This is a genomic window from Fibrobacter sp. UBA4309 (genome assembly GCF_002395745.1).
Lineage (GTDB): Bacteria > Fibrobacterota > Fibrobacteria > Fibrobacterales > Fibrobacteraceae > Fibrobacter.
Window position 1 is genome coordinate 52,010 of the sequence record NZ_DGUN01000074.1, and the last position, 14,403, is coordinate 66,412.

General features: G+C 52.0%; 11 protein-coding genes. 3 read left to right on the forward strand and 8 right to left on the reverse strand.

Annotation, left to right across the window (positions count from 1 at the left end; all coding sequences use genetic code 11):
- On the reverse strand, positions 1-403 hold a 403-nt coding region (locus tag B3M32_RS10455; protein ID WP_290746460.1), incomplete at its 3' end, for a hypothetical protein.
- A gap of 326 nt (positions 404-729) precedes the next feature.
- On the opposite strand from B3M32_RS10455, the gene B3M32_RS10460 reads away from it, so the two are divergent.
- The 3 genes from B3M32_RS10460 to glmM are packed head-to-tail and all read left to right on the forward strand — an operon-like array spanning position 730 to position 3,475.
- Positions 730-1,713 carry a bile acid:sodium symporter family protein gene (locus B3M32_RS10460; RefSeq protein ID WP_290746463.1) on the forward strand — a complete coding sequence of 328 codons (984 nt, stop codon included), beginning with the start codon at positions 730-732 and terminating at the stop codon, positions 1,711-1,713.
- 39 nt (positions 1,714-1,752) lie between these two features.
- A complete protein-coding gene (locus B3M32_RS10465; protein WP_290746466.1) occupies positions 1,753-2,085 on the forward strand; it encodes a cupin domain-containing protein in 333 nt (110 codons plus the stop codon).
- A 49-nt stretch (positions 2,086-2,134) separates the two neighbouring features.
- Positions 2,135-3,475 carry a phosphoglucosamine mutase gene (gene glmM, locus B3M32_RS10470; RefSeq protein WP_290746469.1) on the forward strand — a complete coding sequence of 447 codons (1,341 nt, stop codon included), beginning with the start codon at positions 2,135-2,137 and terminating at the stop codon, positions 3,473-3,475.
- 57 nt (positions 3,476-3,532) lie between these two features.
- On the opposite strand, the gene B3M32_RS10475 is transcribed toward glmM, so the two are convergent.
- From B3M32_RS10475 to B3M32_RS10505, 7 genes are all read right to left on the reverse strand, one after another.
- Positions 3,533-5,413, reverse strand: a complete 1,881-nt coding sequence (locus tag B3M32_RS10475; protein ID WP_290746472.1) for an ATP-dependent DNA helicase — start codon at positions 5,411-5,413, stop codon at positions 3,533-3,535.
- Between the two features lie 2 nt (positions 5,414-5,415).
- Entirely contained in the window at positions 5,416-8,841 is a 3,426-nt protein-coding gene (locus B3M32_RS10480; RefSeq protein WP_290746475.1) for a UvrD-helicase domain-containing protein, read from the reverse strand.
- Entirely contained in the window at positions 8,834-12,220 is a 3,387-nt protein-coding gene (locus B3M32_RS10485) for an exodeoxyribonuclease V subunit gamma (protein WP_290746478.1), read from the reverse strand. Before B3M32_RS10485 ends, B3M32_RS10480 begins: the two co-directional genes overlap by 8 nt.
- 20 nt (positions 12,221-12,240) lie before the next feature.
- Positions 12,241-12,405: a hypothetical protein gene (locus tag B3M32_RS10490; RefSeq protein ID WP_173382651.1), complete on the reverse strand. Its 165-nt coding sequence runs from the start codon at positions 12,403-12,405 to the stop codon at positions 12,241-12,243.
- Positions 12,406-12,443: 38 nt separating this feature from the next.
- The gene (locus B3M32_RS10495) at positions 12,444-13,250 is read right to left on the reverse strand and encodes a hypothetical protein (protein ID WP_290746481.1); all 807 of its coding nucleotides are present in this window, start codon (positions 13,248-13,250) and stop codon (positions 12,444-12,446) included.
- A 142-nt stretch (positions 13,251-13,392) separates the two neighbouring features.
- Positions 13,393-13,884: a hypothetical protein gene (locus B3M32_RS10500; protein ID WP_290746484.1), complete on the reverse strand. Its 492-nt coding sequence runs from the start codon at positions 13,882-13,884 to the stop codon at positions 13,393-13,395.
- Positions 13,885-13,886: 2 nt separating this feature from the next.
- Positions 13,887-14,402, reverse strand: a complete 516-nt coding sequence (locus tag B3M32_RS10505) for a hypothetical protein (RefSeq protein WP_290746488.1) — start codon at positions 14,400-14,402, stop codon at positions 13,887-13,889.
- Position 14,403 lies beyond the last annotated feature (1 nt).

The window sequence follows — 14,403 nt, forward strand, 5'->3', positions numbered from 1 at the left end:
CACCGCCGAGTTCGGGGTCAGTTTCGCCACCGAGTTCGGGGTCGGTTTCGCCACCGAGCTCCGGATCGGTCTCGCCGCCTTCGGTGATGATAGCGATGTTTTCAGCTACGATAAAGCTGTTGGAATTGGGGTAGCTGGGACTAGCTGTCTTGTCGAAACTCTGCCAGTCGGCATAATTAATGCCGATGCTCATGCCGGATTCGTTCGGAAAGATTCCCGGTGCAAGGGTAGGAATCTCGATGGTAATTTCGATCTGCTCGCCGACAACGTCCTGGGAAACGGTTGCAGACGGAACATAGTAGGGGTTCACCTGCAAGGTGCGGCTGGCATCGTAGGGGATATAGTACTTTAGAGAAACATTATTATATGTCTCACTGGTGCTATTGTTGACGCGTAGTCTCAACGCTATCTGATTGTTGTTGTATACCTGCTCATCTCGTGCCTCGACGAAAAGACCTGTCTGGGCGAATGCGAATGAGCACAGGAATAGCAGAAATAGTAGCTGCTTCAAGTTAACCTCCATGATTATTTAGAACAAATGAATTTATGACAAATAAAATAACTAATTTATTTGTTATAAAGGCTACAAAATAGATACAAGAATATTACTTGTGAGAAAATGGCGGCCGAACCATGCAAAAAACACATAATCCCTTATAAAGGCGTATTGCCACCGTAATACAGGGCTATTACATGTGCTTTATACGTTTTTTTTCTTATATTTGAATCATGCTTAAGATTATCAAGTTGTTTAACCGCTTTCTTTCGACCTATACTTCTTTTGTTGTCATAGGTTGTGCCGTCATAGCCTTCTTCCTGCCGTTCCTGTTCGGGTGGGTGCATGGCAATGTCAGTTCCGTAATTCTCGGAATAATCATGCTGAGCATGGGCCTGACCATTACGGTCGATGATCTCCGAAACCTCATGAAACAGCCTGCACATATCTTTCTGGGCGCGGTCGCTCAGTATACTATCATGCCGCTGATTGCCTTTAGCCTCACGAAGCTGTTCGGGCTGGATCCGTATTTGGCAGTGGGCATAGTCCTTGTGGGTTGCTGTCCTGGCGGTGTGTCCAGCAACGTGATGAGTTTCTTGGCAAAGGGCGATGTGGCGTATTCCGTAAGCATGACCATGGTGAGTACCCTCCTGGCCCCGATTATGACGCCGATGCTGGTGCTTTGGCTCGCCGATACTAGCATCAACGTGAATGCGGTCGGGATGTTCCTGAATATTTTGTATGTGACGGTAGCCCCGATTACCATCGGATTCCTTTGCAATTATTTCTTGGGTAAGAACGCCGTGTTCAAGGAAGTGCAGTCGAACATGCCGGCGGTGAGCGTTATCGGCCTGGCGTTGATCGTGGGCGGCGTGATTGTCACGGTGCGTCCGCAGCTGTTCGCGAACGGTATTGGCCTGATTGCCCTGGTGCTTGCCGTGGTTTTCCTGCATAACGGTCTAGGCTACGCGTTGGGTTACGGCGTCGGCAGACTCTTCAAGTTCAATACGGCGAAAAAGCGTACTATCTCGATAGAAGTCGGTGTGCAGAATGCTGGTATGGCGACTGTGCTCGCCGCGGCGTTCTTTGCCAATCCCGAAAATATCGCCGCACATCCGGAGGCGGCCTTGTGCATAGTCCCCTGTGCCATCAGCTGCGCTTATCATTCCATTAGCGGAACGATACTGGCGGGAATCTATGCGCGTATGGATGCGTAGCTTTTTCTATTATTTGGCGGAATCTCATTAGAGGGTTGTATGATTATTGATTTGAAAGGGATGGAGACCACCGTCCTCCCGAACTTCAAGGGCGGCGAAAAGGAATACAAGGCCAAGATGTATTTTGACGGCACGACCCGCATTATGCATGGGACGCTCGAGCAGGGCGCATCTATCGGCTACCACAAGCACGAGACGAACAGCGAGATTATGTTCTTTCTCGCGGGCAAGGGCAAGGTGCTCTTTGACGATGGCGTAGAATACGTCGAAGCTGGCCAGTGCCATTTCTGTCCGAAGGGCCACGGCCACAGTTTGATTAACGAGAGTGCGGAACCGCTCGTGTTCTATGCGTGTGTTCCTGAACTCGGATAGATGCCGCGTAAAATCGGGTCGCGAAAATTTAAAAAACGGAGTATACAAGATGTCTAAACTGATGCGTTCTATTTCGGGTATCCGCGGTATTGTCGGCGATACCCTCACCCCGCAGGTTCTCAAGAGTCATGTGCGAGCCTTCCTTGAGATTACGAAGGCGAAACGCGTTGTTATCGGGCGTGACAGCCGCCCCACCGGCGAAGCTATCGTGCAGTACGTCGCGGGCATCTGCCGCCTCTCCGGTGTGGACGTGGTGGACGTGGGCCTTTCGACAACACCGTCCGTGGAACTTTTGACGACACATTTCAAGGCGGATGCGGGCATCATCATTACCGCAAGCCATAACCCGCTTGAATGGAATGCGCTCAAGTTCCTCAACAACAAGGGACTCTTCCTTGGCCCCGATGACGTGAAGAAACTTTTCGAACTCGCCGATGCGGACAATTTCACGTATCCGGATTACCGCACGATGGGCAAGTACGAGGTCGCGCCGGATGCCGACGGCATCCATATTGACGGTACGCTCAAGATTCCGTTCGTGGACGTGGAAGCGATCCGTGCGAAAAAGTTCAAGGTGGCGGTAGATGCCGTGAACGGTGCGGGCAGCTTTATTGTGCCGCGCCTCCTGGAGCAGCTCGGCTGTGAAGTGGTGCGCGTATCTTGCACCCCCGACGGCACTTTCCCGCGCGGTGCTGAGCCTATCCCGGAGAATCTGGGCGACTTGCGTGAAGCCGTGAAGAAGAATGGTTGCGCCGTGGGCTTTGCCGTGGATCCGGATGCCGACCGCTGCGCCCTCGTGGACGGCTTGGGACAAAGTATTGGAGAAGAATACACGCTTGCCATCGCTACCGACGAAGTGCTTGCTCAGAAGAAGGGGAGCGTTTGCGTGAACCTTTCGACAAGCCGCATGAATGAAGATGTCGCTGCGAAGTACGGCTGCGGTTTCAGCCGCGCCAAGGTGGGCGAAATCAATGTGAGCCTGCAGATGATGGACAACGGTTGCGTTATCGGTGGCGAAGGTAACGGCGGCGTGATTTTGCCGGCGCTTCACTATGGGCGCGATTCCCTTGTGGCCGCGGCGCTTGTTTTGAGCTGGATGGCGCACCATGACGGCGGTCCCGAAAAATTCGTGGCCGAAAATCCTGCCTACGTGATGCCGAAGAAGAAATTCGAACTCGGCGACAAGAAGGTGGCCGATATTTTGCCGAAGGTCAAGGCGGAGTTTGCAGGCTGGACTATGGATGAACGCGACGGCCTCTGGCTCAGCAGCGAAAAGTCCTGGGTACATGTGCGCGCGAGCAACACCGAGCCAGTAATTCGCGTGATTGCTGAGGCACCGACTGCTGCTGAAGCGGAGTTGCTTTGCTCTAAGGTTGAAAAGCTCATCTAACCGTCGCTGTGCTGCGGACTGTTTTTGAAAAAAGAGTGCTCGTTCGGCGCTCTTTTCTTACAACTCGATTCCCGTATCTCGCTTGATGACCGTCTCGCAGGCCGCCTTGAACGTCTCGGGAGTCGCGACGATGGTCACGGTCTTCTTGGCGCGGGTAATGCCCGTGTAGAGGATTTGGCGATTCAGCAGGGGGTGGCCCAAGCGCGCAGGCAGGAACATCAGTACGTGATTGTATTCGGAACCTTGGGCCTTGTGGACGGTCGAAGCGTAGGCGAGCTCGAATACGTCTTTCGGGAAAAGGTACGTGGGGTAAAAGACGAAGTCGTTGCCCTTCTTGAACATCAGATAGCTTTCGCCCGACCGATCGTAACAGAGAATGCACATGTCGCCGTTGTAGAGCCGGAAGTTTTTTTGGTTCTTGACGAGCATAAGCATTTTGCATGTTCTTTTGCCGCGGCATTTTTCGAGGACGAGGCGTTCCATGAATTGATTGACGAAGTCCGTGCCGATGCCGCCCTGCCTCTCGGCAGAAAGAATTTTTGACTGCGTGCAGAATTCCCACACCTTCTGGCAATTTGCGTATTCCGCATCTTGCGGGGAGCACTGCTTTTGCGGATTGATTTGGCTAACCGCATCTACAAAGTCCGAGAGGTAATTTTCGAACCAGCGGGTAAGCAAGGCTTCGACTTCGTTACGGTAATTTTCGGCAGGCAATCCCAGCATCTGTACTGCACTCTGCGAGGAATCCTGTGCGGTGCTTCCGGGAATCCACGCGTTCAAATCCTTGAAACCGAAAAGCGTATCGGCATTTTCGAGCGAGGCGAGTTTCCCGATTTGGGAATTCTTGTCGAAGCGTCTCGAAATAGTCAATTTGACGGTGGAATTAGTCTTTACGCCGAGCAAGTCGCCAAGCACGGCGCCCGCATCTACAGGCGGCAACTGGTCCGCATCGCCCAGCAAGAACAGCCGAACGCTCTTGGGGACCGCTTTCAAGAAAGCCCCGAAAAGCGAGATGTCCACCATGCTCGTCTCGTCAATGACAATAACCGCATTTTCGGGGAACGGATTCTGTTCGTCGTGAAAGAACTTGTTTTCGTTCGGTTTGTAACCCAGCAGGCGATGGATGGTATACGTTTCTGCATTCGCAATCTTGTTGTAAATCTCAAGATGGTTCTCGAATTCCTCGGAGCCGACCAGATTCATGGAATTGACAATACTTTCCTTCATGCGGTCGGCGGCCTTGCCGCTCGGGGCCGCCAGATACAGCGGGTAGGCAAGCCTGTCCGGGTGCTCGCAGTAAAGTTCCCGAAGCAAGAAGAATATGACGGTCGTCTTGCCCGTGCCTGGGCCACCCGTGACAATCAAGTTCTCGTCGACACCGCGCACAATCGCTTCGGCCTGCTCCGCTTCGAGCCGTACCGGATTTCCGTTTGCGTCTTTTGTGAACGAGGCGACATTTTCGATGCATTTTTCCGCGGCCCCTTTTACCGGGGCATGTGCCACAAAGAGTTCGCGGACTTTCTGCTCAACAGTGAGCTTGGAATAGAAATACTTGGTCGGGTAAAGGTAATTGTCCTTCAGCGTAAAGGGTTTCTTGAAAAAGGAATGTTCGTGCGCACTTGTACCGACAATTCCTTCGTAACCGCCGTCGCTGATTTTTTTTGCCGCTTTCTGCAGGGATTCTTTATGGCAGGGCTCGCAAGGGATGGCGAAGTTTTCGAGCGTCTTCAAAAGCCTCGCTTCCAGTTTGCCAAAATCTAGCGGAATGCGCGTATCGCCAAAATTCTGCCTGCAGAGCAAAAGGGCAAGCAAATCAAACAGTTCAGGGTCCGCATCGGTGCAGAAGGTAGGAATCGCATCCATGAGACGCCTTTGCAGCGGGGTTACGGCGCCACAGTCGACTAACGCATTCATCAAGTTTTCGTTGCTCTTGTCCATGGCTAGATAATCCTGCTGTAAAGTGTATTCAGTTCTTCGTAAGAGGCGAACGTACTCGACATGATGCCGGAGGTTTCACCTTCACTACAGCCCCTGAAGAATACGTAATAGATGCCGCCAAAATACTTCTCGAAAATCTGCTGTTCCGTCAAATCCCGGTAGAATCCCTTAAGCCAGCGAATCAGCACGTAAGAGTAGAGGATCTGCTGCACATCGTAGTGCCTGAACACCATGTGTTCTTTCATCGATTCGTTCCCGTAATCGCCCAGCACGTCGGATTTCCAGTCGAGAATGCAGTAGCGGCCATCGCGGACAAACAGAAGGTCTATAAAGCCCTTGCAGTAACGGTCCAGAAGTTCCGACCCCTTTACGCCATCGAGCGCCATGTGGAACGGAAGTTCACTGCGGCGGTTTGTAAACGAGACTTCGTTCAGGGTAAACGATTCGCCGGTCTTTTGCGCGCCCTCGATTGTTTCCAGTTTGCCGTTCAGGGTATGCCAAACCATCTCGACTGTTCTTGCGGGCCATTGCGGATGATGTTCAATATCCAGATTCTCGTCAATGAAGGACTTGCGAACCAGTTCCAGCAGCGGTTTGAATTCGAGAGCCTCTGCGAGCGTGAGCTTGCCGACTTCTTCAAAATCGACCAGCTCGAAAATCTTGTGGATGGCGTTACCGAGTTCGGCGCCGCGAGGGTATTTGTCTTCGGCCGTTGGCGCTGCGTTTTCCGTTTTGGCCTTCGTGCTGTCGACTTCGTCTTTTTGCAGGCGGCCTTCGTCCGTTTCTTGTTCCTGCGTACCGTGGGCAATTTGCGAGTACGAGGTAGAATGCGGGAACTTGCGCCACACATCAAGCGACTTGAGCGTTTGTGCGGCCGATTCAATACTTGCCGCCGAAACCGTTTCGGAATCTTTCTGCATCAACTTCAAAATTGTGCGTACGGATTCATTACGGTCCTTAAACTTTTTGTCTTCGACAAAATCGAAGAACTTGGCGTTCTCGGCTTTTTTGCAAAAGCCCTCAAGAATGTCTACGTACCAGTCCATCGCCTTGCAGCGGGCTCGAAGTTTCCCATTCTTGTCAGGCTTGAATTTCGGGAACCAGGGCAAAATCATCAAGTACGAGGCCCTAGTGAAAGCGACATAGAAAAGCCTGCGCCATTCTTCTTCGGTTTCATGCTGGCAAATTTCTTTTCCGCCTTTTTCAAAAGTCATTACGCGGGAAAGGTCGCCCGATGGATTGTTGAAAACGTATGGCCCCGAAGACCCTGCATGCCCACGCTCGCTCGCGACCGAAATCACTACCGGGAATTCCAGGCCTTTGGAAGCGTGAATGGTCATGGTCTGCACCACGTCAAGGTCGGTGCCTTTCGCCACGATGTTCGAATTTTCGAGAGCGTCTTCGCTACCGATAGCCAAGCCGTCCAAATGCCGAATCAGTTCTTCGAGCGAGGCGTTGGCGGTATAGAGGTATTCAATAGCGTAATCGCCCACTTGGCGAATCTTGTTCAGGCTCTGGAGCTGATCCGGAGCGTTGAGCGACACAAGATTGCTCGAATCGCTGTAAATGGATTCCTGCAATTCGGCCCAGCGGCGCTGTTCCGCCAATGCATGCCACCGCGAGAAGATGGTAATAAACTGTGCGCCGTCTTCATCGGGCTTGAACGCGTTGATGTAGTCCATGTCCTTGCCGAAAAAGTCCGTCATGAGCGCCGCATAAAGCAGGCTGCGGTTCCTGTCGGAATAGTCTTCAACATCGATGGCCCTGAAAAGCGCGGTCCATTCGGCGCATTCGCGGCTCCGGAACAGGTTCGCGTCCATGTACCGCAAGAACGGGATGCCGGCTTTTTTCATGCCGTATTCGATATTGTCAAGTTCGGTACGGGTTCTTGCCAAGACGGCAAAATCCGAGAACATGACGTTGCGAAGTTCGCCCGTTTCCTTGTCCGGAATCTGGAGGTTCGTCTTGCCGCCCTTGAAAGAGCACAAGTCCACAATGTTGTTGACCACGATTTCGGCGTAATCTTTCGGGTCTATATTCGGCTCGCTCACTAGGAATGGCTTGATGGTTTTTCCCTTGTAGGTCGCATCTTTTTTAGCTTCGATAGGGCTCTTCGACGGTTCGAATTCAAAACCGAATGGCGGGAAAAGTTCGTTGCAGGCTTCAATCATCGCCTTGGAAGAACGCCAGTTTGTCGAAAGCACCTTGCCGTTTGCAATCTGGTCAACGGCATTTTCGTAAACCTTGACGTTTGCGCCCTGGAAACTGTAGATTGATTGCTTGGGGTCGCCCACCACCAGAATATGGTGCAGTCCGTCGTCGGCATCAAAGAATACGCGCTTGAAAATTTCCCATTGCAACAAGTTCGTGTCCTGGAATTCGTCGATAATTGCGAACAGGTATTTTTGCCGCAACGAATCTACCAGCGGAGAATCGTCATCAAGGACCGCCTTGTAGACGTTTCGAATCATGTCGTTGAAGGACTGGATCTTGCTTGTATTCTTGTGGAGTTGCCAGGCATCGAAAAGCCTGGGAGTGTATTCGTAAAGGCACTTGTGCAAAAGCAGCGTTTCGATACCGCCCGATTTTTCGTCGAGCAAAGCCTTCAAATCCTTGATGATACCGAGGGCCGAATCCAGTTCCGAGCCATCGCCCACGACATTGAACTTGAACGACACCCCATTATACAGGCCTGTCCCCCTTTGCCAAGTCGAAATGGCTTTAAGCAAGTCGCCTGCCGTCTTGGATTTTGTAATGAGTTCGTCCTGGTGAATCTTGAGGATGTCGCAGGCGGCATCTACACAAGGAATTTCTCTCAAATGCGCAAAGTTTTCGGCTTCGGCCATGCAGCCGACATCGTCGAAGTCAATGTCTTTTGTGCCGAGGCGAAGTTCCATGTTTCCTGCGAAGTGCACTGTTTCGGGAATATAGCTTGCGATGGCGCCCTTCAGCAATTCCGTAAAGCTTTCCAAGTCCCCGTTGTATTTCACAAAGCACTTGAAAAGTTCTTCGTGCGCCCACGCGTCGCGTATCGATTTTTGAATCAGTTCTTCTACGGCACTTTCGTCAATTAGTTCCTGCTTCAAGGGCACATCGGCTTCGTAGGCGAATTCCTGCGTCACCTTCTGGCAGAACGAATGGATGGTGCCGATGGGGGCGCCCTGGACATCGTGCAATGCCTGCTGCAAGTAAATGTTCCCGCTATCCTTCTTGAATTCTTCTTCGATTTTTTTGCGGATGCGGTCCTTGAGTTCGCCGGCGGCCTTCTCGGTATAGGTCACAATCAGAATCTGGTTCAGGTTCATTCCCTGGGCCACCAGCTTACCCACTACCTGCTGAATGGTGTAAGTCTTGCCCGTGCCTGCGGAGGCTGCGATAAAAAGGTTCTCGTTGCCGGTAAACGATTCTATGTCAAAAACATTATTCATCGTCATCCCTCCAAATCGGGTCCAGCAAACGGGTTTGTTCCATTACGGCGATTTCCCAGTCCTTCGAAAAATCCTCGTGCGAAAATCCGGAGAACTTTTCGGGATCGAATAGATTCTTTCCGTCAAAATATGACCATGGGCCATATTTGCCCGCCAGTTTCAGGCGGTAATTGGAGAAGGTCTGCATGTCGCCCTCGGTGTACATTTTCGCAGGCACGCACTTGCGGTAATTTTCGACATAGCAGCGGTGGTATATGATTTTCAGGCGCTGCATGGCGCCGCGACGGTCTATCGAGAATTTCTTTTCGGCAACTTTGTTCTTGCTTGAGAACACCCTCAATTCAAAAGGAATTCCGTCAGCATCGTTCGAGTTTGATGCTGCAATCAATAGGGCGTCCAAAAATAGCTTGGTAAAATCCGTATTGGAAATGTCGCCGGACTTGACGCTGAATAGCACATGCGTTCCATTTGCAAGTTCATTGTGCCAGTCAAGCTTGCTGCGCAATGTCCAGCTGTGTGCACCTTCCGACAAAGAAACTTCCAGCTGTTCCTGGTATTTCGCGTTCCTGCAGCCAACGCTTTCAGAAACCAGGTTGTAAATAACTTCCGATTCCTTGTTGATGTCGTCAAGGGCGACGTCGCCAAAAACTCCACGCGGAATTTTCTTCTTTAAAATCCATTCCTCTTCTGTCTTGGAATCCTTGATGCGTTCGGCATCCATGACGGACTGCACAAAATCCTTGAGCAAAATAGAGCGGTCAAGGTTGTTCAGCGACACCGGCTCGAAAAGTTCCTTTTCGGGGTCGTTTTCTACCGACGGCAACGTCACCTTTCGCGCCAGCTGGAACTGGAACGGATCATCGAAGAACCGCTTGAAGTCGCGGGTATTCACCGTATCGGGCAAGGCAACCTGAACTTCTTCCGGCTCGTTTTCGCTTGTATTTTCGGTGCGGGTTTCCAGAATGCGGTTCAACTTGTTGCGGATGGAGCGGAGCGTAAACAGTTCTTCGTCCGGCCGGTCTTCGTCAAGATGGATTTTCTTTTCGTCAAAGGCGGCTTTATTGGGAACCTCGCTTTCGGCAATAAAGAATTGCAAATCCCGAATCACCGAAGACGGGAAAAGTTCTTCGTCTTTTTTCAGGTTCCTGTTGATGTAACTGATGTGGAACCCGTCGGCAGCACTCATCAGCTGGCACAGGAAGGTATAGCAGTTCTTGTCGATCGGAGTATCGTCACCCGGCCAGCGCGTCGTCTGGGTGCGCAAATCCATGGTGTTCGCTTTCTTTTGTCCCGGGAATACGCTTGCGTTTGCGCCGAGGAAAAAGATATGCCTTGCCGGGACGACCCTGTTGACAGCGAAGCGCATAAAGGTGAGGCCACCGCTGAAAAGCCGCGTGTTTCCGGTGTGGGAATCCTGGCAGGCGCTCGAAAGCATCTGCCCCGCGATTTTCCACGAAATCCAAGATGCGCCCGCATCGAACTGGAATTCCATCAGGTCGATTGCATCTTGCACCCTCTGCCAAATCTTCTTTTCGACGGCGAAGCGGTCTTCCTTGGCGTTCAACGCCACCCAATGCGCCAAATGCGATTTCAGCGCCGCAAGCGAATTCGGCTGGTGTGGTTCGATGCCCTCCGGCGCAAAACGGATCCAGCGGTTCAGTTCGTCGATGCAGGCGATAAACTTCATGGTGAGCCCGTCGTCCGAAGATTCGATATCTTCGTAGGGCAAGTAACGCTCGTGGGCCGAGGCGAACGGAGCGTCGGTCACCTGCGAAAAAAGCATCTGGTTTATGCAACGGCTCCAGTCGTCTTCGGAACCCTCGGCGGTATGGCGGTAAACGTTCATGTTCACCACCCACTTTTCCCAGGCGGCCACATCGCTGTCGGTAATCTGCAGCGTAGACTGGACCACCGGATTTTTCACGAGGTCGAAGAACGCCGGCCTCGAAATGGAACGCTGCTGGTGGATATCCAGAAGATTTGCAATGGCCTTGCCAATCAGGGAATCCTTTTCCGGGTAGTCCGTAATCGCGTAGGGAATGTAAAACTCGCTATCGTGCGGGGCCGCGTTGAACACCTGCTCAATCGGTGTGCGGTACGCATCCAGCTCGGGCGCAATCACTACCATCTCGTCCAGGCGCACGCCTTGCTTTAAAAGCAGGCACACCTGCGTATGCAAATTCTCGACTTCGCGTAACGATGAGGGCGCAGCGGTAAGAGTCAGCGAACGGTCGGCCTTAGGCGAAATGGATTCAGGCGTCGCCTCGGATTCGTCAAAGCGGTTCAGGCGGTGCGAAACCAGGTACTGCATCTGATGCAACAGCGAATCCGGAGCGTATTCGTAACCGACAAAGTCAAAAGTATAGTCCGATGCCAAGCACCACAGGCGAATGTTTTCGCGACCGGTGCGGCCCCAGTTTTTAAGGAGTAAGTTCTCGTTCTGGGCAAGCCCCTCTTCGGTAGCGGAATCCTGGACCGCCGGGAGCGCAATTCGCGATGGTTCGTCTTTCTTGCTCCAGCGCGTCACGGCGCGGTTGCCCACATCTTCCCAGAATTCCATACACGGATTCTGGATAAAGGCGAAAATGTCGTGTTCCTGCGCAAACTTTTGCAAGATTACGCGGTAGAACTGGCCCATACCCGAAAGGCTGAAAATGAAGACCGGCTTTTTCCATTGCGACGAATCTTTTTGTTGCGAAAACAGGTAGGGAATCGTGAGGTATTCCGTATCGCTGCCTGTGCGCTTGTGCGTCGCCTCGAACACGCGAGTCAGCAGGGACTTGCCGCCCGCATTGTGGAACAGCTGTGCATACACATCGCGCTGCCATTTTTCCTTGGGCAAAATGCTGCCTTTATCCGAGAAGAAATCCCGCAGCTCGCCCTCTTTCCAGTAGGCAAGCAGGCCCTCGTGATGCTTGTTCTGCAAGGGCGAAATAAAACCGCCCGGGCGGCTCGTTTCGTATTCCAAGAAGAGCCCCGCCAGCGTGCGTGCAAAATCAAACAACTTGGATTCGTCGATTTCACCGGACTTTTTATAGAGGTACTTCTTGATTTCTTTCGGAATCGCTTTCGACTTTGCGGAATAGGTCTCGTTCAAGTAAGCGATTAGCACGTTGCACAGGATATCTGCAGTCAACTTCTGCTTGGACGTATCCCCTTGCGTCAAATACCTGAACAGGAATTTATCGAGTGTGACAATCTCCAAATTCGCGAGGACACCGCATTTCACAATGTAGCGCAGCCTGAACCACTGCTCGATTTTCGGGTCCGGGAAAATCACGATGGGCGAATCGAAAGGGTCCGTCCAACACTTGCCGAGAGCGGTAATCATCTCGTCGGCCAGATTTTCCAGGTTCAAAGCGAATTTCAAGTGCAGCATGGCAAGAATATAGTTATAAGTTACAGTCCTTCGGCTTCTCTGGACCACTGCTCGTCCAGATCGGGATGTTCTTTGCGGAATCGCCTTAATGCCTTGTGGACTTCCCAAAAGTGATTCAGGCCTTCCGCTTCGCACTTGGGCTTCAGTTCGTTGTAGAGTTCTTTTACCTTTTCTTCGAGTGTCATGGTTTGCTCCTTTTCTCTATTTTAAATTTAATCAGTGGTTATGTCAAATTCTGTCGCTTGTGTTGCGAAGTCGTTGAAAAGTCAAATTCCTTCATTTTCAGCTCGTTGATCATCGTTTCCAGGTCGCAGTACTCGCCGTCGCCGTGGAATTCGGCTCCGGGTCTCGGGTCTTTATAGTTTCCCTTTTTGACCTTCTTCTCGTATTCCGCTTCGGCGAGCGTCCACTTGGCGATGATTGACTTTGCGATGGTCTCGACGTCTTCGGAAAGGCTGGTCTGCAAGAACCAGAAATACTGCCCGAAACTACGGTTCTTGACGCGAATTTCCTGCTTGCACTCGGGGCAATATGCGGTCGCGCGGGAACTGCCCGAAAGCGGGGACCCGGTGAAGCTGCGGATGACCGCCGTTCCGCCGCACTTGCACTCGACTTTGAACTGGTCGGTTTCCCAGATGCGCAGAAGTGTCGCAAGCCTGAGGCCGACCCTGAAGATGCTGCCTGCGACGTTGAACGCCCTTGAGGTGTGCAGGGGGCCTACGTAGAGCCCGCCGCCCTTGATGGCGTAGTGGGCGTCTATGTTCGCGTAGCGCGGTGTCGCAAGAATTTCGTCCCTGTGGCGCATGATGAGGTCCAGGTTGTCGAACAGCAATTTCTTCTTGCGCTCGAAATGCTTCTCCTGGAGTTCGTGCAGTTCCTCTTGCTCTTTTCTCTCCTTTTCCATTTCGTCGCTAATCAGCTTCAGCCCCGCCGCCTGCCGCTTGCACATTGAGACGAACGATTCCGGATGGGAGTCCGGTTTCTTGAGGTAATCGTTGATAGATCTTGAATCGTCGAATATGATTGCCATGGAAAACCTCCTGGTATTTTTCTAATGTTTGTTTCATATTTGTTATGCATGTATGCAAATATATGCATAAGCACAGTGATTAATATACAAAAAAGAGAGCGACAAAAAATGTCACTTGCCAAAAACCGTATTTTTGGGGTTTTTAGGTTTTTTTCAGGATGTTTTCGATATCATCGCGGGTCAGGTACACGCGCTGATTCAACGCTTCGGCAATCCCACAAAGGGCCTTGCGGCATGCCATCAGAAGGTTGTAATCCTGTTCCACCACGTTCGTCTCTACCAGGTGAAAATAATAGCAGGCCGCTTGGAACCGCTGGTAGTCCGGGTCGCTTCTGTAGAGTTCCGCCGGTAAGTCCTTCATGAGCGTGTCAAGGCCGCAATCGAAGCCCTTGCGCATCAAGAATTCCGCGATGTGTCCCGCCATGGCGATATGCGCGTCTCCTTCCAGCTCGCTTCCGGGAATGTGGGTGATGCCCGGGCGTTCCTTGGACTTGTCCATCTTCACGTAATCGACGGGGCGCTTGAACAGGTAGGCGACTAGCGCGTGGCCCGCCTCGTGGTTGCACAGTTTCTTGAATTCCTCTTCGCCGAAGAATTCCACAAGGGTTTCTCGTGTCAGTTCTTGTTCAGGCATTTTTATTCACAGTTGAGACAGGTCCATTCCACGGTTCCGGAACCATAGTTGTTGAACCTGGCGCGAGTATAGCTTTCGATATCGATCAGGAACCCGATTTCGCCCGCATTCTCGGTGCAGCAGCCGTCGCAATCGTCGTCGGAGCACATGTCGTAAACTACGGCGTCGATGGTCTGTCCGTTCTTGCGGAGTCTGAAGGTCTTCAGCTTGTAGGTATCCCAGTCTTTCTGGTGAACCGCGATGATGTTGTGCTGGCTTACCCATTCTTCTGTCTGCTGGTCGTCAAGGCCGGCAAACCAGCCCGCCCAGGTACAGCCGTTATAGTCTTCGCATTCTTCGCTTCCGGGTTCCGGCCACGAGGTGTACCATGTGAGGTTCGCGAGATTCCATACGGTGTCCGTCGTCACCGCGCTGCTCGATTCCGGAATTGTTGCACTCGATTCGGAACTTTCGTCGCTGCAAGCGGTAAATGCCGCAATACAGGCGATGGACAGAATACTCTTTGCCGGAAAATCCATG

Coding starts and splice junctions, on each gene's coding strand:
- B3M32_RS10495 (WP_290746481.1), bottom strand. CDS start 13,250: ATGGCAATCATATTCGACGATTCAAGATCTATCAACGATTACCTCAAG.
- B3M32_RS10505 (WP_290746488.1), bottom strand. CDS start 14,402: ATGGATTTTCCGGCAAAGAGTATTCTGTCCATCGCCTGTATTGCGGCA.
- glmM (WP_290746469.1), top strand. CDS start 2,135: ATGTCTAAACTGATGCGTTCTATTTCGGGTATCCGCGGTATTGTCGGC.
- B3M32_RS10460 (WP_290746463.1), top strand. CDS start 730: ATGCTTAAGATTATCAAGTTGTTTAACCGCTTTCTTTCGACCTATACT.
- B3M32_RS10485 (WP_290746478.1), bottom strand. CDS start 12,220: ATGCTGCACTTGAAATTCGCTTTGAACCTGGAAAATCTGGCCGACGAG.
- B3M32_RS10475 (WP_290746472.1), bottom strand. CDS start 5,413: ATGGACAAGAGCAACGAAAACTTGATGAATGCGTTAGTCGACTGTGGC.
- B3M32_RS10465 (WP_290746466.1), top strand. CDS start 1,753: ATGATTATTGATTTGAAAGGGATGGAGACCACCGTCCTCCCGAACTTC.
- B3M32_RS10490 (WP_173382651.1), bottom strand. CDS start 12,405: ATGACACTCGAAGAAAAGGTAAAAGAACTCTACAACGAACTGAAGCCC.
- B3M32_RS10480 (WP_290746475.1), bottom strand. CDS start 8,841: ATGAATAATGTTTTTGACATAGAATCGTTTACCGGCAACGAGAACCTT.
- B3M32_RS10500 (WP_290746484.1), bottom strand. CDS start 13,884: ATGCCTGAACAAGAACTGACACGAGAAACCCTTGTGGAATTCTTCGGC.